We start from the raw sequence: 22837 nt of genomic DNA on the forward strand, positions 1-22837 counted from the left end.
TCTACTCCCCTTTTGTCTTCACAAATCAATATGCCTTTGCAACCAAAACATCCCCTGTAGATTCACACTTACATGCGAAACATTTTGCATGTTTTTTCTCAGCGAGTCTGCACCTTGTTGTAGCCTTAAACTCTTTGAGCTTTAACTCACACTCTTTGTTGCCACAAAAACCAACTTGAAATAAGCCATTACTTGCTTCAAGTTTTGGACCAAATTCTTCCAAAAATTCCGCTTGGTTCCAGTTGCTATTTAAATTTTCTTTTGCATTTTTAAACATTTGGTTTTGAATTTTTTGAAGTGTTGATTCGATAGACCCTGCTGCATTATCAAATGAAATAATATTCTTTTGATTTTCACCTTCTAGCATCACCCTGCTTACCAAAACTAAATTATTATTTGCAACATCCTTTGGGCCGATTTCAACTCGAAGAGGGACCCCTTTGTGTTCCCAGTGGAAAAATTTGGAACCTGGAGTTTTGGTTTCATCAGCATCAACATAAAATTTTATATTTTTGTCTTTTAAAGATTTTGTAAGCTGTTCTACTTTTTCTAAAACCGCCGCTTTTTCTTCTTCTTTTCTAAAAATAGGAACTATCACTACCGCAAATGGAGCAATTTTAGGAGGGAAAACTAAACCTTTCTCATCTCCGTGTGACATTACTATAGCTCCAATAAGTCTTGTAGTGATTCCCCAACTTGAACAGTGAGGAGATTCCATTTTTCCATCTTTGCCTTGATATAAGATATCAAATGATTTGGAGAAATTATGAGAAAGTACATGCGACGTACCAAGTTGTAAACCCTTACCGTCTTTCATCAAACCTTCGATTGCAAATGTCCTATCAGCTCCAGCAAACTTTTCATTTTCAGTTTTAATTCCGGCAACTGCTGGAATAGCTAAATAATTTTCTACAAAATTCTTGTAAATGTGGAGCATATCTTGTGCCATTTGAGTAGCTCCTTCTTTTGTTTCATGAGCTGTGTGCCCTTCCTGCCACAAAAATTCACGAGTTCTCAAAAAAGCTCTTGGTCTCATCTCCCAGCGAACAACATTCGCCCACTGATTAACCTTGAGAGGCAAATCTCTCCAGGATTTGATCCATTTGGCAAACATGTAATAAATTATAGTTTCAGATGTAGGACGTACAACTAACGGTTCCTCTAACTTTTTTCCACCAGCATGAGTAACCACTGCAAGCTCTGGAGCAAAACCTTCTACATGTTCTTTTTCTTTTTTAAAAAATGATTCAGGAATTAAAAGAGGAAAGTATGCATTTACAGTACCTGTTTTTTTGATCTCTTCATCAAGAATTTTTTGAATATTTTCCCAAAGTGAATATCCATATGGCCTGATAACAAAACATCCTGCTGTCGGACTTTGATCAACAAGCTCTGCACTATAAACTACTTCTTGATACCACTCAGCAAAATTAGTTTTAATATCAGGTAATTTTTCCATAAAATATTTCCTATATTCTTAGTAAAGATTTAAAAGGTTAAATTTTATAACAAAATATATCTAGAACTTATGAAATAAGCAATATTAAGACGAGCAACTTCAAATTGTTTTGAAGTTGCATTTATTTGAATAAAATTTAGATTTCTATCTTTAACAATTTTATAAATTATAAATAACTTATTTTTGCATCATTTCTTCAAGCCAAACATTGTCTTTTGTAAGTTCGTTTGTTTGTGGATTATAAGTTAAAATTAACCCTTTTAAATAATAGTTTTTAAAGTTAGAAATTACTGAATAAACTTTTTCTTTTGTTATTTCTCCATCAATCTGCTTAAAAGCATCTAACATTATAGATCCGCCAATAAAACCTTCAAGTAAAAAATTATCCAAAGCAAAATCATTCGCATCTGCTAAATCTCTAAATTCTTTTACTATAGGTAACTTTAAATTATTAAAACTAGGCATAATCTTTGCAACAACAAAATTTATGCCTTTTCTATTAACATAATCTTTAATATATTCTTGGTCGCTATCAGAAAGACCTAATATAACTTTTTGCACCAAATGATTTACCCCTATTTGTTGAATGAAACCGGAAGTAGCAATACCTGAAGAAAGCAAAATAATAGTATCGGGACTAAAATCTGTAATCTTTTTTATAGCATCCGAAAAATTTGTAGTATTTCTTACGTATGCAGCTTTAACATAATTGGTAATTTTATACTTATTTAAAACTTCTTCTGCGCCTTTAAATGCATTTAACCCAAAAGCACCGCTCTCATGAAAAAATGCATATTTTTTTGCATCTAAAACTTTATAAGCATATTCCATAAGAGCTTTTGCTTCATTAGTATAAGAATCTCTAAAATGAATGATGTAAGGATATTTATTTGTTCTAAAAGAGATCGTTCCTGTAATTGGAAATAATACTAACACCTCTTTCTTTTCCACTTTATCTAAATAAGCTTCCAAAGTTGGAGTCGCGGTAGGCCCAATTAAAATATCTGTTTTATAATTTTTTATTAAATTTTCTACATTCTTTTTGGCCTTAAGGGGCAATTCTTGATCATTAAGAAGTACCATTTTGATATACTTGCCTTTTAATCCACCCTGCCGATTTATTTGATTAATTACCAAAAATAAACCTTTGCTAACGCCCATGGTTTGATCTTGAACACCAGCATCAAAATCCATGGTACTCCCTATAACTATCTTACCATTAACAGGAGGTTGGGACGCTGGATGCCCTGAAATCAAATAAGAACTTTCAGCTTTAAATTCGTCCCCCTTTTCCCTAATATCTCTGTTATAAAGAGTTATTTTACTATTATAAAGATCTTTTCCAAATTCAATCTCACTAAAAGCATCAAAATAAAAATCAAAAAAGCGTTGTGATACATCTATAGGACAAGACGATACGCTCCAAGTTGTTGCACCGTTAACAGGCACCCTAGGAGAGAGCCCACTTGTATGTCTAAATGTATACATTCTATTCTCAGCTTCTATCAAGACGGCAATATCAATCCAAGGCCCATTTTTAGTTTTATTTTCTAAGTTAAATTCTTCTAAATTGTTATCACCTTTTTGAAGTAAAAAAGTTGAAAATTCTGATTCATCTAAATCTAGATCGTCTTTACCCATATTTGATATACGAATAAAAGAAGATTTATTATCTTGTAAAATTTTTACATAAATTGCGAGTGGTAAATTCGCAAATAACTTATTTAACTCTTCTTCTAATGGTATACCCCAAAAAGTTTTTTCTTTTAATAAATTTGAAAAATAAAAACGTAATTGAGTAGTTATATTAAAATTGGTCCAATATTTTTGGCTTTCATGTTTTCCTCTTAGATAAACAACTTTTCCGGGATTATTTTGCATAAGTTGCATTACAACCGTTAAGGTTTCTAAAGAATACGGTGCTAAATTTGGAACATTCCCCAAAAATACTATATATGCATTGGGGTTTTTGATTTTTAATGAGTTATCAATAACATGCAATTTTTTTAACTGCCCCAAATCCCTCGCTAAAGAATGAAATGCTGCTTGAATATCACCAAATACGTAAAATTTTGTTCCAGCTTGCGGCTCAATTTTTAAAATAGTATTTCTTTTTTCTGCTAATCCTTTAACGGTATCAAACAATAAAGTCTTGAAATCATCCGGAGTCCAAACTGGTTTATTTTTAAATCCTAAAAATTCAAAAAACTTTTTTAAATATCGCTTGTCTATTCTATTTTCATTCTCATAAAAAGATTGAAAATTTACATTCATAGTATCTTTATCATCAGGCGCCGGGCTTTCAGGATTTAACCGCGCGTATTCCATAATTTGATCTAACGTTGTAAAACCACCAGATTTACTAAAATAGAAATTTTTTAAAAAAGAAAATGAAAATATTAAAATAATAAAAAAAACAAATATTAAAAATTTTTTAATATGGCTCATAAAAAAGACCTTTTTACAAGTACAAATGCCAATACAATAAGAGATATCACAAAAAATAGAAATAAATTTTGTTTAACAAATTTACCCTCAAACGAAAGCTTTTTATTACTCAGTAACAAATACATGCTGTAAATAAATACTAAAAAAGTACATATCAAAACAAATGTGTAGAGATAGTCTGTAATTGTAAAATAAACAACACTTGGTGATAGAGATTCTATAACAAATCTGTATGCGAACAATCCTGTAAGAGACCCTGTGGTAAGTCCTACAATTGTTCCCATATTATCTTTTATATCGGTATCTATAGAAAGAGAAAACAACGCTAAGAAAAACAAAATTAACAGTGGTATAACAATTATTAAAACTTTTCGAATACCTTGCGAAGAAACATCTATTCTGAAAACAACTTTTGGATACGAAATATTTTTATGTAAATCAGTATCATCAAGTACCGCTTCTGAATAACCATGCTCCACATTAGTCTTCAGCACTCCCCATCCTTGCAGCTGAATATCTTTAACAACATCTAAATCGCTATTCATGGATAAATACATAGCTTCGGACGGTAAAATAGAGTCATTTATCAAGGTAATATAAATGGAATGATCATCAAAAGGAAAATCCCTGTATCCTAACATGGATGAAAACTGTACTATTATTTTATATTTAACAAGCAATTCATCATTGACCAAAGAAGTTTCAGGAGGAGATTTATATACTAAAACGCCTCCTTCAAAAGAAAATTTGTCTATAGTATCAAAAGATATTCGAGAAGGATCAAATTGGAACCAAACCAAGCCATCAAAAGTAAATTTATTTTTATTAACATCGAATTCAGAAAAACCATTAATAAATAAACCTGTTTTAACATCAGCAATATTGCTGCCAAGTTCTAGACCTTTTTGTGGTACACAATAGATCAAATCTGGTTTTTCATCTGATGAATTAAAAACATAAAATGGAATTGTAAAAAGACCTACAACAAAGCAAAGAGCTATAATAATTGAATAAATTTGAAATTCTACATTTGAAATAATCTTATAATATTTTTCTAGGAAAATATCTAATTTTTTCATTGTCCATCCATCCCTTCATTTGAAAATAAATATACAAAAATTTAAAAAGATAGATAAACATAAAAATAATTTCATCTATTCTGCCTTTATTTCTTTGCTTTTTTAAATTCATTAATTATTACAAATACAATATTTGGAAATCAAAAAAAAATTAGATAATCTATTTATTATCTTCGCTAAATCTATTAAAAAGGAGACCTATGAATAATCAAAATAAAAAAGGTAAATTAATTATCATTTCAGCACCTTCTGGAGCTGGAAAAACCTCTCTATCTCGAGAAATAATAAAAAGGATCGGACCAAAATTTAATGTTTCTAAAGTTATAACCTATACATCTCGCCATCCAAGGCCAGGAGAAGTAAACGGAGTTGATTATCATTTTATATCACCAGAAAAATTTAAAGAATACGCACAAAGCGGTAACTTTTTAGAATCTACAAATTATAGTGATAAAATGTATGCTTCCCCTTCATCTATTGAATCAGATCTAAATTTTGGAAAATCATTCATACTTGTTTTAGATCGAGAAGGTGCAAAACATGTTGCAAAATTAATTCCTTCTTCGGTCATGATTTGGATAACAGTTCCAAGTATTGATGAACTAAAAATTAGAATGGAAAAAAGAGGCGGCGAATCTCCTCATCAAATTGAAAAACGATTAGAAATGGCTGAAGAAGAAATAAAAGAAGAAGAAAAACAAAGAGCTTTCAAATACCACTTAGTAAATAAAAACTTTGACGAATCGCTACAAGACTTAACGGCTATAATAACGCAAGAACTTAGCTAAACAACACAAAAATAAAAAAAGGCCTCAAAACTTGAGGCCTTTTTTTATTTTTTAAATTTGAAACTTATTTTCTGTTTACCATAAAAAATGTACAGTGCTGCCATAACCATCCCTAGTGAAATAAAATAGTTATAAGTAATAGCTTCTCCCAAAAACATGTAGCCATAAAAAGCTGCAAAAATAGGAGTCAAACAACCTGCAAATGTCAAAAATGTTATCGAATAATGTCGAAGCAAATAACCATATAAATTGTAAAAAACAACATTTGAAAAAAGTATAAGAAGCGATAACCAACCAACAAAATGCCAAAAATCAAAAACAGGCGAAGTGTGTATCCCTTCAAATATTGCTGATGTTATAAAAGCAAATAATCCGCCAGTAAACATTGCAAATCCATTAATTGTTAAAAGTGAATATCCTCTATCCATTAATTTTTTTACATCAAACCATGCATACGCGGCGGAGAAGACTGCAAACAGTAATATAACTTCTCGAGGCGATATTCTAAAAAACTCAACTCCTTCTGCTCCATTAAGTTGTAAAATTAAAATTGGGAATAAACTGCTAAAACCTAAAATCATTCCCCAGAATTTTCTAAAACCAAGCTTTTCTTTTAACAAAAAGTAAGATAAAGCTGCTGCAATAAAAGGTGTAATTGCATAAATAATACTAACTTTTGAAGAAGCCATACTTTGCAAAGCCCAAAACTCTAAAACAAATGCAAAATAAATATGAAAAAGAGAAACTTTAAAAAATAATTTTGCATCAGCTTTTTTAGGAAATGCATTTTTTCGGTCAAAAAAATATTGAAAAGTTATGAGAAATAAACCTGCAAATGTCATACGAAAACCAATTGTAAAAAATGGTTTGGCATAAAATAGCACCGTCTTCGCAAGTGTAAATGTAGCAGCCAAAATCGCATACGCTAATATTATTAAGAACATAAAACTCTCCTAATTTTAAAAATATTTAACAATTTTTTTTAGTTCGATAAACGCACCACAGTAAAAAAGTAATTAGAAAAATAAAACCATAAGTTGCTAAAAAACCTATAATTTCAAAATTCCAAAAAATCTTAGCTATATTAACATGCAAATAAGATATTAAAAACAAGAAAAGAGTTCCTAAAACCCCCAAGACAAGATTACTGCTTCCAACCGTTCCAAAGATACTTAGAATCATCAATGCTAAAAATGGTAAAATAAATAACCAAAATATTTTAGCAATTCTACAATGAAATTCGATATTAACAGTTTTTACACTATCCTTTAAGGTCCGAATGTCATTCCAGTTCAAAAATTTTGTATGCTTATCTTGGATATTTTTAAGATTTTTACCCTTTTGTCCCAGAAGCTGTTCTACCAAAATCTCCGTGTCACAAAAAGTCATCAAATAATTATTAGAATAATTTTGATTTTGAATTGTCCCGTTATACAGTTTTAATACTTCGCCTTTCAAATTTCCTTGAGCTGCGGTCATAATAAATCTCTGATTTTTATCATCCTGAAATGTTAAGAATAGATTATAAAATTTGGTAGCACCGGTTCCGTCAAAATTGTTTATTTTATTTTTGAAAAATATAACAAAATTGGGGGATGGATAATGAAATCGTCCCGCGTCTAAACTTCCAATATGATCTTTAGCTATCCTTACTATAAACTCTTTACCTTCTTGATAGCATTTTGGAGCAAAATCAAAAACTAAAAAACCATAAAGAGGGGTAATCGATAAAATAAAAATTGCGAGCGATCTACGAATATCGCGTCGTATTTTAGGCAAATAATAAAAAAGTAAGATCTCATTTTTTTGATATATCTGACCAATAGTTATAAACGTAGAAAATATGATAGAAATAGGAATAGCATAAATACTTATTAACGGAATCATTAATAAAATAAGCTTTGGAATAGAATCCATAGAAGGCAAAAGAGTTAATCGAACCAGCATATCTCCGAAAGATAGAACCAACATCAAAATCATTAACAAAATAAAAAAATTCTTATAAAACTTTTTTAAAGTGTAAGAAATAAACATAAAATTTAATTTTTTAAATTTTGATAATAATTAAACCGAAAATTCTTCATCAGTTATACTAAATCTTTCGATATGTGTAGTATTTCCACTTGCGACATCAACTTCAACAAATGCCCCTGTAATAGCAAAAGGTCCAACTTTTTCTTCAACTACAAATTTTTCAGGCATTTGAAGTATTAATTTTCTTACAATTTCTTCTTTTCGCAAACCAAGCATAGAATTTATGCTTCCGGAAAAACCAAGATCTGTTATATATCCTGTTCCGTTTGGAAGAATTTTTTCATCTGAAGTTTGAACATGTGTATGAGTACCGACTATAGCCGAAACTCTTCCATCTAAAAAGAAACCAAGTCCTTCTTTTTCTGATGTTGCTTCAGCATGAAAGTCGACAAAAATCAAATTAGTTCTTGCTTTCAAAAGGGGCAAAAGAGAATCCATGGTTCGAAAAGGACAATCAAGTTGCTCTTTTAAAAAAATTTTCCCAAGCAGATTTACAATTGCAACTTCATACCCATTAACATCAATAAATGTATAACCTTTTCCTGGACAAGATGCATGGTAATTCGCAGGGCGAATTAAATTTGAATTTTGATTAATATATTCATAAATATTTTTATTTGCCCAGATATGATTTCCTGATGTAATAACATTTGCTCCTGATTCCATTAAAAAATTCGCGATTGGAGGAGTTATACCCCTTCCAATATCTGATGAATTTTCTCCATTTACAATAATCGCATCTATTTTAAATTTCTTTTTGAGAATAGGAGCCCATTTTTGGAACATGCCTCTTCCCGGTTTTCCAATCAAATCACCAAAAAACATAAATCTTAAAACATTATTCATAAGAAGCTTTCTTTATAAAAAATTATCTTGCGTATTCGATGACTCTACTTTCTCTAATAACATTAACTTTGATTTGACCTGGGAAATTTATAGTTTCTTCAATTTTTCTAGCAATATCTCGTGCTAAAATTATTGATTCTTCATCACTAACACATGTTTCATCTACAATAACCCTAATTTCCCTACCAGCCTGAAACGCAAAACTTTTTTTTACACCTTCAAAATTTAAAGCAATTTTTTCGAGCTGGTCTAAGCGCTGAATATAAGCAGCTAAAGATTCTCTTCTAGCACCAGGACGAGAAGCAGAGATAGCATCTGCAATTAAAACAATTATTCCATAAACATTATTGCTTGGAGCTTCTTCATGATGTGATGCTATTGCATTTACAACAACCGGATCTTCTCCATACTGGCGAGCTAACGTAGCACCAACTGACGCATGAGAACCTTCGACTTCACTAGAAATAGCCTTTCCAATGTCATGCAGCAAGCCACATCTTGAAGCAATTCTTGCATCTAGGCCTAATTCATTTGCAAGCATTTTTGCAAATGAAGCAACTTCACAGCTATGCTGAAAAACATTCTGCGTAAAACTAGTTCTAAAATATAATTTACCAAGTAATTTTATGATTTCAGGGTGTAAATCAGGAAAACCGAATTCTAAAGCAGCTTGACGTCCGAATTCTTCAATCTCTTCATTAATATTTTTTTCACACTCTAAAACAGTTTCTTCTATTCGTGTTGGATTTATTCTTCCATCCTGTATTAAAAGATTTAAAGCTCTTTTGGCAATTTCTCTTCTTACAGGGTTAAATCCTGAAATAATAACAGTATCTGGAATTTCACCAATAACAAATTCCATTCCAGTTGCCATTCCAAGTGTTCTTATATTTCTACCCTCTTTACCTATAATTTTCCCTTTTACCTCTTCATTTGGAAGATGAACAACACTTGAAGAATAAATACTAACTTGTTCTACAAGATAGCGCTGCATTACTGTTGCTAAAATATCTATAGATTTTTGTTTAGAAATTTGTCGGACTTCTTCTTCCATTTTTTGGATATATTTTTGGTTTTTTATTTTGCAGTCATCTTCTAAAATTTCAAGCAATATTTTTTTTGCATCTTTTCGAGTAATATCACCAATTTTTTCAAGATGAGAAACCAATCGGTTTTCTAACTTTTGAAGTTTTATTTCTTTTAATTTTGCATTTTCCAAGCGAGAAGTAAGCTCTATATCTTTCTGTTGAAGTTCGTTTCGTAACTTATCAATTAATTTTTCCGCTTGAACCAAAAATTCCTGTTTTGAATCGTAAAAACCAGCTCTAGGAATTTCTTTGGATGCGAAGAACCATTTTTTTTTGGCTTCATCCAAAGTTTTTTCACCTGATTGATTTGATGAAACAACAGCATTTTTAAATTTTTTCCACATGATAGGAAATAAAATACCTAAAAAACAACCTACACAAAATATCCCTAATAACACAAATAAATCCCACATCATTGTTTATCTCTCCAAACTATTTAAATTAATTATAATTTCATTAAACATCTTAGCAGGAGGGACAATATTATTAAAAATCCTTTTAGCCAGGTAACCAAAACTAAAAGGATAATTTTTGATATATCAATTTAAGAAAAAGATTATTAACAAACGATTAAGCTATCATCTATCAACTTAACAAGTTCATTAACTTTCACTTCTAAAATGTCATTAAAATTTTTCTGTTTTACCAAATCTGTTGCCATTTGAAGCGCTGCAAGAACCACAATTTTATGATCTACTGTGCTTGAACCATTTGCAATTACTTTAAGTAAATCATCTAATAATTTTGCTGCTTTCAAAATGTGTTCTTGATTCTCATCTGTAGCAATAGAATAATCTTTTCCAAATATCGATACTTTTAATATTTGCTTTTCAGAAATCATGCTATTCTCTTACAGTTTCTAAAGATTTAATATTTTCCAGTAACGACTCTATTGCTATTTTTATAGAATCTTTTTCTTTTTGCAAAACCCCGATATCAGAATGTTCTTTTGATAAAGAACCTTCTAAGCTATCCTTCTCGGATGTAAGAGCAAGAACTTTTTCTTGCAATTCCATTATCTTAAATTGTAAATTCTTGTTTTTTTCAATCAAATCAACAATTTTGTCTTGTAACTGCCCTAATAAAACCTTCATCACAACCTCCTTTTAATTTCTAAAATATATTTATTAAAACTTCAAAATATATATTAGAAATTGGAAGAAACAGATTTCAAGAAATTTTATTTTTTGCTAAAACAGTAAGTTTTTCAAAAGCTTTTGGTTCAAAAATTGCTAACTGACTAAGCATCTTCCTATTTAAAGAAACATTCATTTTTTTAAGAGAATGCATAAAAACGCTATAGCTTATTCCGTTAGCTTTGCATGCAGCGCTTACACGAGTAATGAAAAGAGCTCTAAAATCTCTTTTTTTCAATCTTCTGCCTTTAAATGCAAAAGCCAAAGCTCTTCTTAAAGTTTCAGATGCTCTTCTAAAAATATTTTTACGTTGACCCCAAAAACCTTTGGCTTGCTTCAAAACCTTTTTGTGTCTTCTTTTTGTTACCATTCCGCGTTTAATTCTACTCATGTCAAAACCTTACAAATTATCTTATTTTGAAATTACTATGTTAAAATTTTAAATCTTTAATAGGGAAGAAGCTTTTTCATTCTCTTTGCTTCAGATCCTTCAAAATATGCTATTTCACCTAACTGGCGATTTTGCTTTGAAGCTTTTGCCCAAGAGTGATGTCTTTTGTAAGCTTTTCCTCTTTTAACTTTTCCATTGCCAACTTTTTTAAAACGTTTTTTACAAGCTGTATGTGATTTCATTTTAGGCATATTTATTCCTTTGTTGTTTCAAATATCTAAATTAAATTATTTACCTTTAATAAACAAAATTTTCGACCATGCGAAATCGCTTCTAGATTCTTTGTCTTCCACAATTTGTCCAAGGTCTGCAGCTAAAACATCGTTTTTTATTCTTTCAAAAAATTGATTTCCTAGCTCTCTAACAGGTATAGCCTGCCGACCCTTTATCTGAAGTGTAAACTTTACATGCTTACCTTCTTCTAAAAATGCAATCGCTTGATTAATTTTTGTCTTATAATCGCCAATACCTATTTTAGGTCTAAACTTTAACTCTTTTACCTGAATAACTTTTTGATGTTTTTTAGCACTTATCAATTTTTTCTTTTTAGAGAAAAGAAATTTTCCAAAATTCATTATTTTAGCAATAGCTACGTCTTCTTTTTCTCCAACTTTTACTAGATCTAATCCAGCTGCAACAGCTAAAGCGATAGCGGCACTTTTACTCAATACGCCGTGATTTACTCCAGCTTCATCTATCACTTGAATCTTAAGATTTTTTATAGTCTCGTTGACTTCATGTTTTTCGTTCATCATGGATTTTTCTTTTTCCCTACTCCTCAGTTTCGGTTTTTAATTCAACACCTTCTTGTATTTTTTTGGTAACAAGATCTCTTATACTTTGATATAAATTGGCATCTGTTTTCAACAACTTTAAGCAATTCTCTCTACCTTGTGCAAGCTTTTCACTACCAAAGGTAAACCATGCTCCACTTTGCTGTAAAATATTACACGAAAGAGCAAAATCAAATAAATCTAACTCTCTAGATATTCCTTCATTAAATAAAATATCAACTTCAACTTTTTTAAAAGGAGGAGCTACCTTATTTTTTACAACCTTAACAGAAACTCTATTTCCAAAAGGCTTCTCATCTTTTTTCAAAGTTGCAATTCTTCTTATATCAAGTCTAATTGAAGCATAGAACTTTAAAGCATTGCCACCAGATGTAACTTCATTATTCATAAAAGCCATTCCGCCAACTTTTTGACGAATCTGATTAATAAAAATAACAATTGTTTTGGATTTGTGAACTGTCGGAGTAAGCTTTCTCAATGCTTGAGACATAAGCCTTGCTTGTAATCCAATATGAGCATCACCCATATCACCTTCAAGTTCCGCTTTGGGGACCAAAGCAGCAACAGAGTCTATAACCAAAACATCTATAGCACCAGATCTTATCAAAACTTCCGCAATATCCAAAGCTTGTTCGCCATAATCCGGTTGCGAAATTACAAGTTTATCGACATCTACACCAATTCTTGAAGCATATCCAGAATCAAGAGCATGTTCTGCATCGATAAAAGCACAAACTCCACCCTTTTTCTGAGCTTCTGCAATAGCATGAAGTGTTAAAGTAGTTTTTCCTGAAGATTCAGGTCCATATATTTCTATTACTCTTCCTCTTGGAAATCCACCAACTCCCAAAGCTTGGTCAATCGCGATTGACCCTGTAGATATTGTCTCGAGATTTTTGCACGCACTATTTTGACCCAGTATCATTACAGAGCCTTTTCCATACTCTTTGTCAATTTGTGCAAACGCAATCTCTAAAACTTTAATTTTTTCTTCGCTTAAAATTTTATTAGATTGCAGCTGTGTTTTCTTTTCCGTTGCAGAAGCCATTTAATCCTCGTTTTTTAGCGTAAATTAAGCATTTCTTCATTTTTTTCTATTTTAGCATTTCTAAGCAAAGAAGCAACAAATGAATTCATAAATGTAGCCTTGCCGCTTTCTTTTTCAGACCTTGCGATCTTTTCAATTTCTCTATCAATCATCTCTATACTTGGCACGCTCATATTTTCTATTTGTACAAGATAAATATCATTTTTGTTGTTAAGTTCTAAAATTTGACCCTTATCACTTAATTCAAAAGCTTTACCAAGTAAAGGTTCGAACTCTTCAAACTTAACTTTTGAATCTCTTTTTACAAGTCCTGTATTAATTAATTGCAAGCCATAAATTTTTTGGAAATCAATCAAGCTGCCTTTATGATCTAAAATTTGTTTTTTAATTGTAGCGGCAAGTTCTGCTTGCTTATTCTTCCCTGCATCTTTGCAACAATCTTGTTCTACTTGAGGCCTTACACTACTTAGACTTAAAACGGTTTTAGCTTTTCTTGCAGCCTCACGGTAAAGAACAAAAGCGTTATTGTATTCAAAATAACCGAAATTGTTTTCAGCACTCTTTTTTGCAAATATTTTTTGAATTAAAGTAGTTTCTAATTTATCAGCAGGTTTTTCATTTTCAGTTAAAAATTCAGTTTTCTTAAATTGCAAACCTTTTTCTTTCATAAATCTGTCTAAAACTTGTGATTCTTCTCTCGCATTTCTTATCAAAATCTCTAAATCACTCTTAATAGTATTATCTAGCTTTCTTGATTTAATTGCTTTGATAATATCGTTTTTAACCTCAGAAATAGGCTTATTTTTAGCAGCTAATCTGTCTTCAAGCTGTATAATCTCAAATCCGTCTTTAGTTCTTATAACTTGTGAAATTTCACCTTTATCTTTAAGTCTGAATGCGGCACGCTCAAACTCTTTGTCATAACTTCCGCTCTTGAAGAAATTTATCAATCCGCCGTTAATAGATGTTTTTTTATCTTCGGAGTATTTCTTTGCAAACTCCACAAACTTAGATTTATTTTCTACCAAATTTTTATAAATATTTTCAGCTTTAGTTTTTACATCATTTTCATTAGCAAGACTGGAAACTTTTAATAGAATTCTTCTTACTTTTACTTCGGGCGAAATTCTAAACATCGAATCTTTATTTTTTTCATAAAACGCATTTATCATATTATCGTCAACAATAATACGTTTTTCATAATCAGGAATTGTTATTAAACAATATTCAATTTGACGCTTTTCAGGAATAGAATAAAAATCTTTGCGCTCTTCATAGAACTTATTTAGAGCCTCTTCAGATAATTTTTCTTTTTTAGCAATTTCAACAAATTTTGAAACGGGTAAAACTAAAATAGCAAAATCCTTTTGGCTATTTTCTTGAAGATACGTATTTTTTAAAGAATATTTTGGATTATAAGCTGCATGCTTTATGAATGATTTTAATAATCCTAATTTTACATCATTTTCTTTTTTCTCTTCAAACTCGGAAATTGTCATTCCAAGATGACTTAAGTATTGCTTATAAATTCTTTCGTCAACCATTCCCGCTGAATTTATAAATTGAGCCGGAAGAGATTTAACTATAAGTTCTTGTAAACTTTTAAGATCTATTTCGATGCTAAATTTATTAAGAATACTTTCCAAAGCTTTGGATTCCAAAGCTTCTTGAAAAGCCATTTCTTGAGGATTTTGAATTCCTGTTAAAGCTAAAATCCAATCTTCCGAAATACCTTGAGCTCTTGCATAATTTTTCATCATTTCGATTTGCATATTTACTTTGACAAGCTCTTGTTTGTAATCATCGTAATAAATCGGTGATCCATTAACTTTACCAACAATAGTTTCTTTTTTAGCTGGCGTTCTTAGAAAAAACGTAGTAAGCGTTCCAATTGTCATTGATAAAATAACAGCCCACAAAAGCATCTTCCATTTTCTAAATTCTTTTCTAAACATTGTAATCATTGGTTACTCTCTCCAAATAATATTAAAAAAATTAACATACTAATTTTTCCTCAATTCTCTTTTCTCTGCAGCTCTAAGTTTAATGAAGGAGTATTTTACGTCAACACAATAATTTAATCAAACCTAAAAGAAACTTACTTCTTATAAAAAAAATTTATTTTATTTGAAACATCTTCAAACTTGGATGAATCTTCCACTTCGAAAAGCTCGACTCTAAAGTGCATTTGCAAGAAATCTGATTTTAATTCTTTTTTTAATTTTTTCCAAAATGTTATTTGTCTTTTTGCATATTGTCTTGTTTTTATCACAATATTTTCGATCAAAAAATCTATATCTTTTTCTAAAAATTTATCATTTTTACCGATCCAGTCTAACAATTCTGGATAACCTATAAATTTCTTTTCTCTTAAAAAATCTTCCCATGGGGTTCCAACGATCTTTTTGACTTCATCAATCCAACTTTTGTTACTATTGATAGGTGCAATCATCTCTTGAGTTCTAATTCTTATATTTTTTTCTAAAACTTCTTTGGGCGGATTTAAAAAAAGAATAAATGCATTAAATTGCAAATCCGGCTTAGGCTTTAATTTGGAAGGCTGCATTTTAGTAGTTTGCCAAATTTTTATGGCACGGTTTATTCGGTATAAATCATTTGAATGTAGCTCTTGAGCTCTAACTGGATCTATTTTGTTTAAAAATTCCCAAGGAGTTAAATTTTCATCAATTGGCAATTCATTTAAATCCGAAGATTCCTGATTTATAGGAGACGGAGGAAAAAATAAAGTTTTTAAATAAAATAGAGAACCTCCTACAATTATAGGAAGCTTTCCTCTTTTTTGTACTTCAAAAATTTTATCTAAAACTAATTCGCGATATTTGCAAACAGTTAAATTTTCGGGAGTAGTAATTATATCAAAAAGATGATGCGGTATTTTTTCATTTTTCCAATCGGGCTTTGCTGTACCAATTTCAAATGGCTCGTAAAACTGTCCCATATCTGCATTGATTATTTCGCCATCAAAAAAACTAGCCAACTGCAAAGATAAAGAAGTTTTACCAGAAGCAGTTGGCCCGGAAATTATAAGAGTGTTTTGATTTTTATTAATTTCAGTCATTTATGCTTGATATAGAAGAACAGTCCATTGGTCCATCGGGAGGAAAATTAAAATTTTGGAAAGGATTTTGAAGCTGTTGTAAAATTACTTCTTTATCAATATTTTGAGCAACCAGCATCTCTTCCAAAAGTAGCTCCTTAATTGTTTTAAGTAATTTTTTTTCACCAAAAGATAAATCCTTTTCTCGAGAAGCAAGCATAAGATCTCTGTATATTTTGGTCATTTCGATTAGATCACCAGTTTGTAGTTTTAACTGATAGTCTCTATTTTTTTTGTTCCAGCTATTTGGAGAATAGTCGAAGAAAGTTTCTTTTTTATCAGGCTCTTTACTCAACTCTTCGAGAGCTTTGAAGATTGTCTTTTTATCAGATAAGTGTCTAATTCCCAAACTAACTTTTTCGTTGTAAGGAATCAAAATGGTCATTTCTTTGTAAATAAACTTTAATTGGAAAAATCTCATTTCACTGTTTGCGACGATTTTTTCTATTATGTTTTCAATTACTGCAACTCCATACCCAGGATAAAAAACCCGATCTTTTAACTGAAAAATCATAAAGGCCTTTCGTCTAACTTAAAAAGGATTATTAATTTTATACTACCATGAAAAGTGAATGTCTCAAAATTTCTTTTTTCTCAACAAGTGTTTATTTTTACAAATCGAAACTTATCGAGTCAACAAATCAGATTTTTTCTAAATAAACCTTCTTAAAAAAGCGGCTCCATAAGGGCGCCTAAAAACAATAACCACATTCTCCTAAGTCGCATTATTTTTCAAAAAAAGGGTTTATGCCCGAGTGAAGATATTTTTTTTAAATACAATTAAGCCCACGCTTCATCTTTCTATGTGAAATTAATTATATATCAATTTCTGCAAATGATTTCTAATCTTAAATAAGCTTCCTATTTACTTAATTTAATATGTTTTTATCACCCAAATCCTTTATAATCAAAAAGAACATATCTTTTTGAAAGGATAAATTGAATTCGGTACACCATAATTTAAAAAATAAATTCTCCACCGCTACAAAATGGAATTTGTCAGGAACCATTTTTTTTGAAGCTTTAAAATTGATAAACCAATTTTTTCTTCTCAAAAATATGGAACTCGCAAATTATGGAAAACTTGGAACAATTTTTTCTATAATTTTTTTAACAATACATCTTAGTGGCTTTGAAGCAGAAAATTCTATATACCCATTTATTAGCGAAATAACAAAAAGCAAAAATATTTTTAGAAGCTTTTTTAAAAACTACATTTTTTTGCAAATATTATTTTTAGTAACTGGCGCAACCCTCTCTCTTTTATTTTTGAAAAACAAATTCAGTCTAGCTCTATTGATAGTTATATTTTTATTAATCATCTTTGAAGGCTTAAGAATCTTAATGCGATCCGCTTTGTATCTTTTATTTTTAAATAAAAAAACAATACTTACTGAAAGCGCTCTTACAATCGCCTTCATCATTTTATCTTGGGCGCCGACATTAATCTTTCACCAAAGCCCTACAATCTTTAACATTCTTCTTTCATATCTAATAACATCAATAATAGCTGTCATAATCTTTTTATTCTTTTTATCCAGTTACAGTTATGAGCTTGAAAACTCAACAGAAAAACTTAATACAAACTTTTTGAAAAGAATCATCAAAACAAGATGCCTGAATAGCCTTATCAAATCATCTAGCTATTTTTTCTCAGAAAACTTTTTGATCCCATTTTTTGCATTCAAATTTGGATTCGAACTTGCCGGAGTATTTAAATTCGCAAGTTACATCGCACGATCCATAAAAAGTATAGCCCATGTAATAATAGGATTTACCGGTGGAGCTCTATTATCAAATCTTAAAAGAGCCTCTCTCTACGCCAAACAGGAAGCCTTTTTACTAATCAGCAACCAATTAAATAAAATTTTATTTTTTATTTTAATTTTTTTAATAATCAATTACCAAAACATCTTTTTACCTATTTATCAATCAAAAACAATAATATTATCTTCAACTCTATTTCTATTTTTTATAATCTCTGAGCATTTACTTACTTTGTACGAGCAATTCTATCTCGTAGAAGAAGCTTTAAATAAGTTGATAACATTTAAAATGTTAGAATTTGCTTTACTTTATTTGACATTAACCTTGGGCAAAACATTAAACCCTGTAGAATTCTTCCTAATGCTTTTAATAATAAGAATGTTAATATTTGTCATACTAGCTTTAAATGCTTATACTCTCTGGAAAATAAAACCCAACTTTAAAATACAACTTAAGTTTTTATTGATTACGATAGCTGTTTCATTAATTTTTTTAGCCGCTACAAATTTATTGAGGTTATAAAAATGAACAAGACTCAACTATTCAGCAAATTTAATGAAGCGATCAGATGGAATAGCTTCATTTTCATAATAGGTAAAGTAAATAAAACATTAATTACCTTTCTCCTTTTTTATAAATTACCTGCAAATGAGTTTTCCAGCTGGGCAAATATCACAAGCATCATCTTTATTTTGGCTTTATGGGCAGATTTTGGATTTTCAAAATCACTTCCTCTTTACTGCATCAAATTTGCAAAGAATACAAAATTAAAAAAAATATTTATAAAAAAGATTATTATTTTCAAAATAGCCATATCGCTTCTTACTAATATCATATTTTTAATTTTCTCACCCAAGCTAATTCAACTCTTAGGGCTCTCTTACAATACGTCGTATTTTTATCTTGGCAGCTTACTTTTCTTCACAGAAAGCACCAAATCTGTTATTCGAATACTTTTTCACTCATATTTTTGGCAAAAAACTTTTAATAGCATTGAAAGCATAATAATCACATTACAAACTTTTTTCACAATCCTTATATTGAGCAAATCTTCGTATTCAAACTATCTCGTTTCAAACCTTTTTATTATCGAAATAGTTAGCGGAGCAGTTCTAATAGCAATCTCTTTAACTATTTTAAAAAATTTAGAAAAAGACAAGGATTACCAGGGGGAAGAAGCTTTAAACGAAAAGAAACTCACAAAAGAATTCATAAACCATTCATTAATCATGTGGGGATTTGTAGGAATCAATAGTTTAACCGAAAGAAATTTCTTACTCCCATTTTTAACATTTACTTTAGGACAAACAATCGCAAACATTTTCAAAGTAGCAAACGATTTTGCCTTACTATTCCAAAGATTCATAATCAAAACACTAGGAACAACCCCTACCTCTATCCTAGCTCATGCAGAAAACTACAACCTAAAAGCAGATTCAAACAAAAACGTCTTCAAAGAAGTTTTTATCAAATTAAACAAGCAGATAATCAACCTTACAATGCCACTACTCGGAATATTAGTTATCACCTACAATCTAATAGATAAAAAAGATAAATTGGCATCTTTCTATAAGCTAGAAATCTTCTCCAGTTACTTCTTGTTTAAAGTTTTCATATTTTTAACAATTATATATCTTTCTCAAATACTCTTTATCGCATACGACAGACTTTTAGAAGTCAAAAGAGATTACAAAGAGTTGTACAAAAGCTTTATTCCATACATTTTTATAATAATATTCTTTATATTAGGAATAGTGTTCAAAGATCCATTCCATATACATCTTTCACTAATATCAACACTACTTATCATAAACGGACTTAAGATATGTAGCACCGCAATTCGTATCTACTATTCTTACAAAAAGTATAAGATCGCATTCCCACTTAAATACTTTATTCTTTATTCATCTTTAACTTTTGCAATAGCACAATTAATAAGCTTTTTATTAGAAGTAATAACTGTATAAAAAATAACAAAAGAGACGTCGATTTTTTATAAAAAGTTGTGATCTGTAAAAAAACGCGCAATTTCCCTTTTTTTGAAAAAACGTTTTTCTAAAATTTTAAAAACTATTCTAATGACTTATAATTTTGAAATTTATATTTATTTAGAGTTTAAAAATTGCGATCTATTGGTAAAGTTTATTACTTAGTAAATGGTTCGTACTATTGGTAAAGCTTTACTCTTTTATTTTTATTTTATTAATCGTGTACATATACATACATATATAGAGAGAAATATTAATAAGCACCAACCAATATATTATTATTAATTCATTTTAATTACTTACGTATTGCATAATGCATTACATACATAAGTATATGTGTACATATATATGCATATTCCTTATATAAATCTTAATATAAATCTTAGAGGCACGGAGTCGACGCATTTTGTCCCATAAAAAATACCCCCAAAGCCCTTCCCCCTAGCCCCATTTCCTAACCCAAAAGCCCCCAAAGAAACGACAAAAGGCGGAAGACGGAGTGCCCTCTCAATCCGCCACGGTGGGGGTTAACATAATAAAAATCGAAGCTAAAAATTTTAAATTTAGCACCTGTTTTCCGACCCAATCGCTCAAATCTTCTACAAAAGTATTATACGACATAGAATTTCACTTTTATAAGACTAAATGGTAGCTAATATTAAATTTCCAAAAAGCGTCAAAGTCTTAGTGTGTTGGACTCATAAAAAATTAAAATCTGCGCTAAACCGCCCCCTGCGAATCCATCACTCAGCGGCAATTATACGCAAATTACATAAAATAAAAAAACCCACTTGACAAATCTTCATCCAATCACTAAGATTTCTTATGTTAAAATTATAATAATTTAGATATAAAAAAGAGGTAAAAATGGCAAAAATTATAGGGATCGATCTTGGTACCACCAACTCTGTTGTCTCTGTTATGGAGGGTGGATCACCAAAAGTTATTCCAAATCAAGAAGGAAACAACACAACTCCTTCTATTGTCGCATTCACAAATGATGGCTCCAGACTCGTCGGCTCAGTGGCAAAACGTCAAGCTGTAACAAATGCTGAAAACACAATTTTCTCCGTAAAAAGATTTATCGGCAAAAAGTACGCCGAAGTCAAAGATGAAGAAAAACATATTCCTTATAAAATAGCTGCATCTAGCAATGGTGACGTAGTTGTCAAAATAAAAGACAAAGAATTTTCACCACAAGAAATTTCCGCCGCTATTTTGCAAAAACTCAAACAAGCAGCCGAAGATTTCCTTGGCGAAAAAGTAACCGCCGCTGTTATCACCGTTCCTGCTTATTTCAATGATGCACAAAGACAAGCTACAAAAGACGCAGGCCAAATTGCAGGATTAGAGGTTAAAAGAATTATAAATGAGCCAACAGCAGCCGCACTTGCTTATGGACTTGATAAAAAGAAAAATGAAACAATCGCAGTATTCGACTTCGGTGGCGGTACATTTGATATTTCCGTTCTAGAAGTTGGCGACGGAGTTGTTGAAGTTAAATCTACAAACGGCGATACTATGCTAGGTGGCGATAACATTGATAACAAATTAATCGAATACATGATCGGCGAGTTCAAAAAAGAAAGCGGAATCAATCTTCAAAATGACAAAATGGCTCTTCAAAGGCTCAAAGAAGCTGCAGAAAAAGCAAAGATCGAACTTTCTTCTACTCTTGAAACAGAAATAAATCTTCCATACATCACAGCAGACGCGACAGGACCAAAGCATTTTGTTTTAAAACTTTCTAGATCTAAATTCGAAAGCCTTTGCAATGATATTTTCAACAAGCTTTTCGAACCATGCAAAAAGGCTATCGCTGATGCCGCTGTCTCTACATCACAAATTGATGAAGTTATTCTAGTCGGTGGTTCAACGCGTATTCCCAAAATTCAACAAATGGTCAAAGACTTTTTTGGTAAAGAACCAAACAGAAGCGTAAACCCTGATGAAGTAGTTGCAATGGGCGCAGCTATCCAAGGTGGAGTTTTAGCAGGAGATGTAACAGACTTGCTTCTATTAGATGTTACACCACTCTCTCTTAGCATCGAAACTCTTGGTGGTGTTGCTACAAAAGTTATCGAGCGTAACACAACCATACCAACTAAACGTAATCAGATATTCTCGACAGCAGAAGACAATCAATCTGCAGTAGATATTCACATTGTTCAAGGTGAACGTGAATTTGCAAGAGATAACAAAACGCTTGGTCAATTTCGATTAGACGGAATTCCACCAGCACCTCGCGGCTTACCAAAAATCGAAGTTACATTCGACATTGATGCAAACGGAATATTGCACGTTTCTGCAAAAGATCAAGGAACAGGCAAAGAACAATCTATCACAATCTCTAATGCAAGCGGTCTTTCAAAAGAAGATGTCGACAAACTTGTAAAAGAAGCAAAACTTCACGAAGAAGAAGATAAAAAGAAAAAAGAAGTTCTTGAAAAGCGCAACCATTTGGACAATGTAATCAATCAAATGGAAAAATTGATCAAAGAAAACAAAGAGAAACTTCCAATCGCAGAAGTAGATAAAGTAGAAAAAGCTATCGAAGATGCAAAAGTTGTCATGAAAGAAAAAGAAAATGACGGCGAAGCTCTTCAAAAGGCAACTGATGATCTACTTCAAGCTTCTCAAGCAATTTCTCAAATTCTTTATCAAGAAGCACAAAAGAAACAAGAACAACCAGGAGCAACACCTTCTGATGAAAACAAAGATAAAAAAGATGACACAATCGATGCAGAAGTTGTAGACAAATAAAACTCTACACATAACTTACAAATAAAAAAG

The 22837-nt window shown here is 30.8% G+C and carries 20 protein-coding genes; 4 read left to right on the top strand and 16 right to left on the bottom strand.

Annotated features, from left to right (window positions below; genetic code table 11):
- Window positions 1-25: 25 nt before the first annotated feature.
- From DEA20_03130 to DEA20_03140, 3 genes are all read right to left on the bottom strand, one after another.
- Window positions 26-1459 carry a proline--tRNA ligase gene (locus DEA20_03130; GenBank protein ID HBS48162.1) on the bottom strand — a complete coding sequence of 478 codons (1434 nt, stop codon included), beginning with the start codon at window positions 1457-1459 and terminating at the stop codon, window positions 26-28.
- A 177-nt stretch (window positions 1460-1636) separates the two neighbouring features.
- Window positions 1637-3907, bottom strand: coding sequence for a hypothetical protein (locus tag DEA20_03135; protein ID HBS48163.1), 2271 nt, complete (start codon window positions 3905-3907; stop codon window positions 1637-1639).
- On the bottom strand, window positions 3904-4986 hold the full coding sequence (locus tag DEA20_03140; protein HBS48164.1) for a hypothetical protein: 1083 nt from the start codon (window positions 4984-4986) through the stop codon (window positions 3904-3906). The genes DEA20_03135 and DEA20_03140 overlap by 4 nt, the downstream gene beginning before the upstream one ends.
- A 200-nt stretch (window positions 4987-5186) precedes the next feature.
- Here DEA20_03140 and DEA20_03145 point away from each other — a divergent pair, with 200 nt between their 5' ends.
- Window positions 5187-5774, top strand: a complete 588-nt coding sequence (locus tag DEA20_03145; protein HBS48165.1) for a guanylate kinase — start codon at window positions 5187-5189, stop codon at window positions 5772-5774.
- A gap of 44 nt (window positions 5775-5818) precedes the next feature.
- Here the strand turns inward: DEA20_03145 and DEA20_03150 are convergent, their stop codons facing one another.
- From DEA20_03150 to DEA20_03210, 13 genes are all read right to left on the bottom strand, one after another.
- Window positions 5819-6718, bottom strand: coding sequence for an EamA family transporter (locus DEA20_03150; protein HBS48166.1), 900 nt, complete (start codon window positions 6716-6718; stop codon window positions 5819-5821).
- A 25-nt stretch (window positions 6719-6743) separates the two neighbouring features.
- Window positions 6744-7808: a hypothetical protein gene (locus DEA20_03155; GenBank protein HBS48167.1), complete on the bottom strand. Its 1065-nt coding sequence runs from the start codon at window positions 7806-7808 to the stop codon at window positions 6744-6746.
- A 30-nt stretch (window positions 7809-7838) separates the two neighbouring features.
- Window positions 7839-8654 carry a TIGR00282 family metallophosphoesterase gene (locus tag DEA20_03160; GenBank protein ID HBS48168.1) on the bottom strand — a complete coding sequence of 272 codons (816 nt, stop codon included), beginning with the start codon at window positions 8652-8654 and terminating at the stop codon, window positions 7839-7841.
- A 22-nt stretch (window positions 8655-8676) separates the two neighbouring features.
- A complete protein-coding gene (gene rny, locus DEA20_03165; protein HBS48169.1) occupies window positions 8677-10158 on the bottom strand; it encodes a ribonuclease Y in 1482 nt (493 codons plus the stop codon).
- Window positions 10159-10301: 143 nt separating this feature from the next.
- Window positions 10302-10583 carry a hypothetical protein gene (locus DEA20_03170; GenBank protein ID HBS48170.1) on the bottom strand — a complete coding sequence of 94 codons (282 nt, stop codon included), beginning with the start codon at window positions 10581-10583 and terminating at the stop codon, window positions 10302-10304.
- A gap of 1 nt (window position 10584) precedes the next feature.
- Entirely contained in the window at window positions 10585-10836 is a 252-nt protein-coding gene (locus tag DEA20_03175; GenBank protein HBS48171.1) for a hypothetical protein, read from the bottom strand.
- Between the two features lie 76 nt (window positions 10837-10912).
- Complete coding sequence (locus tag DEA20_03180; GenBank protein ID HBS48172.1) at window positions 10913-11269, bottom strand: 50S ribosomal protein L20; 357 nt, start codon at window positions 11267-11269, stop codon at window positions 10913-10915.
- Window positions 11270-11325: 56 nt separating this feature from the next.
- Window positions 11326-11520, bottom strand: a complete 195-nt coding sequence (locus DEA20_03185; GenBank protein HBS48173.1) for a 50S ribosomal protein L35 — start codon at window positions 11518-11520, stop codon at window positions 11326-11328.
- A 36-nt stretch (window positions 11521-11556) separates the two neighbouring features.
- Complete coding sequence (infC, locus tag DEA20_03190) at window positions 11557-12084, bottom strand: translation initiation factor IF-3 (GenBank protein ID HBS48174.1); 528 nt, start codon at window positions 12082-12084, stop codon at window positions 11557-11559.
- Window positions 12085-12100: 16 nt separating this feature from the next.
- Window positions 12101-13171: a recombinase RecA gene (recA, locus tag DEA20_03195; GenBank protein ID HBS48175.1), complete on the bottom strand. Its 1071-nt coding sequence runs from the start codon at window positions 13169-13171 to the stop codon at window positions 12101-12103.
- Between the two features lie 14 nt (window positions 13172-13185).
- Window positions 13186-15135 carry a hypothetical protein gene (locus DEA20_03200; protein HBS48176.1) on the bottom strand — a complete coding sequence of 650 codons (1950 nt, stop codon included), beginning with the start codon at window positions 15133-15135 and terminating at the stop codon, window positions 13186-13188.
- Window positions 15136-15269: 134 nt separating this feature from the next.
- Window positions 15270-16250: a tRNA (adenosine(37)-N6)-dimethylallyltransferase MiaA gene (gene miaA / locus DEA20_03205; protein ID HBS48177.1), complete on the bottom strand. Its 981-nt coding sequence runs from the start codon at window positions 16248-16250 to the stop codon at window positions 15270-15272.
- Window positions 16243-16803: a hypothetical protein gene (locus DEA20_03210; protein ID HBS48178.1), complete on the bottom strand. Its 561-nt coding sequence runs from the start codon at window positions 16801-16803 to the stop codon at window positions 16243-16245. The genes miaA and DEA20_03210 overlap by 8 nt, the downstream gene beginning before the upstream one ends.
- Before the next feature lie 425 nt (window positions 16804-17228).
- Between DEA20_03210 and DEA20_03215 the strand changes: the two genes are divergently transcribed.
- From DEA20_03215 to DEA20_03225, 3 genes are all read left to right on the top strand, one after another.
- On the top strand, window positions 17229-18578 hold the full coding sequence (locus DEA20_03215; protein ID HBS48179.1) for a hypothetical protein: 1350 nt from the start codon (window positions 17229-17231) through the stop codon (window positions 18576-18578).
- Between the two features lie 2 nt (window positions 18579-18580).
- A complete protein-coding gene (locus DEA20_03220; protein HBS48180.1) occupies window positions 18581-20023 on the top strand; it encodes a hypothetical protein in 1443 nt (480 codons plus the stop codon).
- 888 nt (window positions 20024-20911) lie between these two features.
- Window positions 20912-22807 carry a molecular chaperone DnaK gene (locus tag DEA20_03225; protein HBS48181.1) on the top strand — a complete coding sequence of 632 codons (1896 nt, stop codon included), beginning with the start codon at window positions 20912-20914 and terminating at the stop codon, window positions 22805-22807.
- Window positions 22808-22837 lie beyond the last annotated feature (30 nt).

It is taken from the genome of Candidatus Dependentiae bacterium, from assembly GCA_003511165.1.
Lineage (GTDB): Bacteria > Babelota > Babeliae > Babelales > UBA12411 > UBA12411.

What these genes read in the sequence shown, in the direction of transcription:
- miaA (HBS48177.1), bottom strand. Translation starts at nt 16,250, where the DNA reads ATGACTGAAATTAATAAAAATCAAAACACTCTTATAATTTCCGGGCCA.
- DEA20_03140 (HBS48164.1), bottom strand. Translation starts at nt 4,986, where the DNA reads ATGAAAAAATTAGATATTTTCCTAGAAAAATATTATAAGATTATTTCA.
- DEA20_03130 (HBS48162.1), bottom strand. Translation starts at nt 1,459, where the DNA reads ATGGAAAAATTACCTGATATTAAAACTAATTTTGCTGAGTGGTATCAA.
- rny (HBS48169.1), bottom strand. Translation starts at nt 10,158, where the DNA reads ATGATGTGGGATTTATTTGTGTTATTAGGGATATTTTGTGTAGGTTGT.
- DEA20_03200 (HBS48176.1), bottom strand. Translation starts at nt 15,135, where the DNA reads ATGATTACAATGTTTAGAAAAGAATTTAGAAAATGGAAGATGCTTTTG.
- infC (HBS48174.1), bottom strand. Translation starts at nt 12,084, where the DNA reads ATGATGAACGAAAAACATGAAGTCAACGAGACTATAAAAAATCTTAAG.
- DEA20_03150 (HBS48166.1), bottom strand. Translation starts at nt 6,718, where the DNA reads ATGTTCTTAATAATATTAGCGTATGCGATTTTGGCTGCTACATTTACA.
- DEA20_03220 (HBS48180.1), top strand. Translation starts at nt 18,581, where the DNA reads ATGAACAAGACTCAACTATTCAGCAAATTTAATGAAGCGATCAGATGG.
- DEA20_03145 (HBS48165.1), top strand. Translation starts at nt 5,187, where the DNA reads ATGAATAATCAAAATAAAAAAGGTAAATTAATTATCATTTCAGCACCT.
- DEA20_03175 (HBS48171.1), bottom strand. Translation starts at nt 10,836, where the DNA reads ATGAAGGTTTTATTAGGGCAGTTACAAGACAAAATTGTTGATTTGATT.
- DEA20_03185 (HBS48173.1), bottom strand. Translation starts at nt 11,520, where the DNA reads ATGCCTAAAATGAAATCACATACAGCTTGTAAAAAACGTTTTAAAAAA.
- DEA20_03135 (HBS48163.1), bottom strand. Translation starts at nt 3,907, where the DNA reads ATGAGCCATATTAAAAAATTTTTAATATTTGTTTTTTTTATTATTTTA.
- DEA20_03180 (HBS48172.1), bottom strand. Translation starts at nt 11,269, where the DNA reads ATGAGTAGAATTAAACGCGGAATGGTAACAAAAAGAAGACACAAAAAG.
- DEA20_03210 (HBS48178.1), bottom strand. Translation starts at nt 16,803, where the DNA reads ATGATTTTTCAGTTAAAAGATCGGGTTTTTTATCCTGGGTATGGAGTT.
- recA (HBS48175.1), bottom strand. Translation starts at nt 13,171, where the DNA reads ATGGCTTCTGCAACGGAAAAGAAAACACAGCTGCAATCTAATAAAATT.
- DEA20_03225 (HBS48181.1), top strand. Translation starts at nt 20,912, where the DNA reads ATGGCAAAAATTATAGGGATCGATCTTGGTACCACCAACTCTGTTGTC.
- DEA20_03160 (HBS48168.1), bottom strand. Translation starts at nt 8,654, where the DNA reads ATGAATAATGTTTTAAGATTTATGTTTTTTGGTGATTTGATTGGAAAA.
- DEA20_03155 (HBS48167.1), bottom strand. Translation starts at nt 7,808, where the DNA reads ATGTTTATTTCTTACACTTTAAAAAAGTTTTATAAGAATTTTTTTATT.
- DEA20_03170 (HBS48170.1), bottom strand. Translation starts at nt 10,583, where the DNA reads ATGATTTCTGAAAAGCAAATATTAAAAGTATCGATATTTGGAAAAGAT.